The sequence below is a fragment of the Streptomyces phytophilus genome, from assembly GCF_013870535.1.
Lineage (GTDB): Bacteria > Actinomycetota > Actinomycetes > Streptomycetales > Streptomycetaceae > Streptomyces > Streptomyces phytophilus.
This window is the reverse complement of sequence record NZ_JACBXC010001187.1, coordinates 1-1,853: the sequence shown is the minus strand read 5'-3', so window position 1 is coordinate 1,853 and position 1,853 is coordinate 1. Positions and strand designations below refer to the sequence as shown.

3 protein-coding genes are annotated in these 1,853 nt (G+C 73.4%); all 3 read left to right on the top strand.

Features of this window, described 5'->3' with window-relative positions; all coding sequences use genetic code 11:
* Positions 1 to 1,125: exo-beta-N-acetylmuramidase NamZ family protein (locus H5J30_RS30590; protein ID WP_181790708.1), on the top strand; the 1,125-nt coding region annotated here is incomplete at its 5' end.
* Between the two features lie 63 nt (positions 1,126 to 1,188).
* The gene (locus H5J30_RS30585; RefSeq protein WP_181790706.1) at positions 1,189 to 1,542 is read left to right on the top strand and encodes a VOC family protein; all 354 of its coding nucleotides are present in this window, start codon (positions 1,189 to 1,191) and stop codon (positions 1,540 to 1,542) included.
* Positions 1,539 to 1,853: phosphotransferase (locus H5J30_RS30580; RefSeq protein ID WP_181790705.1), on the top strand; the 315-nt coding region annotated here is incomplete at its 3' end. The genes H5J30_RS30585 and H5J30_RS30580, both read left to right, overlap by 4 nt.

The window sequence follows — 1,853 nt, the reverse complement described above, 5'->3', positions numbered from 1 at the left end:
CGCGGCCGCCGGCTGGGCATCGTCAGCAACCCGACCGGCGTCCTGCGCGACACCCGCCACGTCGTCGACTCCATGCACGCCTCCGGCACCCTCGACATCGCCGGCGTCTTCGGCCCGGAACACGGCTTCCGCGGCAGCGCGCAGGCCGGCGAGGCCGAGCCGGAGACCATCGACCCGCGCACGGGCCTGACGGTCTACGACGCGTACGGCGCGAACGCCGCGAAGATGGCGGAGCTGTTCACCAAGGCGGGAGCGGACACCGTCGTCTTCGACATCCAGGACGTCGGCGCGCGCTTCTACACGTACATCTGGACGATGTACAACGCGATGGTCGCCGCCCGGGAGACCGGCGCCGCCTTCGTCGTCCTGGACCGCCCCAACCCGATCGGCCGCCGCGCCGACGGCGCGATGATGACCCCCGGCTTCACCTCGGGGGTGGGCCTCAAGCCGATCGTCCAGCAGCACGGCATGACGGTCGGCGAGCTGGCCCGCTACTTCAACGGCGAACTGCTGCCCGACGAGGGCTCCGGCGGCCGGGTGGAGCTGGAGGTCGTACGGGTACGGGGCTGGGACCCGGAGTCGTACGCGCAGGACGGCGACCTGCCCTGGGTGCCGCCGTCCCCGAACATGCCGACCGCCGACACGGCGCTGGCGTACGCGGGCACCTGCTTCTTCGAGGGCACCAACCTCTCCGAGGGCCGCGGCACCACGCGCCCGTTCGAGTGGATCGGCGCGCCGTACCTGGACTACCACTACAGCGACCGGCTCAACGCCCGCGGGCTGCCCGGGGTGGAGTTCCGCGAGGCGTACTTCGTGCCGACGTTCGGCAAGTACCCGGGCGAGACGTGCGCGGGCGTGCAGGTGCACGTCACGGACCGGCGCCGCTACGAGCCGGTGACGGCCGCGGTGGCGATGCTCGTCGAGGCCGCGCGCTACCCGGAGTTCGCCTGGCGGCAGGACAGCTGGGACCCCGAGCGGCCGTTCTGGATCGACAAGCTGTCGGGCTCGACGCGGATGCGCACGATGATCGACGAGGGCCGGGACGTGGCCGAGGTGGTGGGCGCCTGGAAGGACGAACTGGCCGCCTTCACCCGCCGCCGGCGTCGCTACCTGCTCTACCGCTGAGGGCGCCGGGGCACGCGGTTTATCGGATGCCCGCAGGCGATGGGCGCGGCTAGGATCGCGCCCATGCCCGCACGCTTCAAGGACCTCGCGCTGGACGCCCGGGACCACCAGGCGCTCGCCGACTGGTGGTGCACCGCCATCGGCTACGCCCGCCGGGAGGACCCGGGCGGGCAGCGGCCGGCCGAGTGGCCGGTGCCCATCCACGACCCGGCCGGGCTCGGCCCGCTGATCTGGATCAACCCGGTCCCGGAGGAGAAGGCGGTCAAGAACCGGATGCACCTCGACGTGTGGGGCGTCCCGGAGGAGTTCGAGGCGCTGGGCGCGAGGCTGCTCCGCCGCCGCGGCGACGACATCGACTGGCATGTGATGGCCGACCCCGAGGGCAACGAGTTCTGCGTCTTCGAAGAGAAGCGTTGACTGCGGAACTGCGCGCCCGGTACGCCGCGTACGAGTGGAAGCCGGTGGCCGACGGCATGTCGGGCGCCGGCGTGTGGCGGCTCAGCGGGCCCGGCGACCTGTTCGTGAAGACCGCGGCGGACGGGGAGCACCCGGAACCCGGGGCCGATCTGCGGCACGAGGCGGCCTGCACCCGCTGGCTGCGCGCGCAGGGGCTGCCCGCGCCCGAGGTGGTCGACGCCGGGGCCGCGGACGGGGTGACGTGGCTGGTGACGAAGGCGCTGCCGGGCCGCTCGCTCGCCGAGCCGTGGCCGCGGGAGCTGCGGGCCGGG

Excerpts from the sequence above, each read along its gene's own strand:
- H5J30_RS30585 (WP_181790706.1), top strand. The coding sequence starts at position 1,189 with ATGCCCGCACGCTTCAAGGACCTCGCGCTGGACGCCCGGGACCACCAG.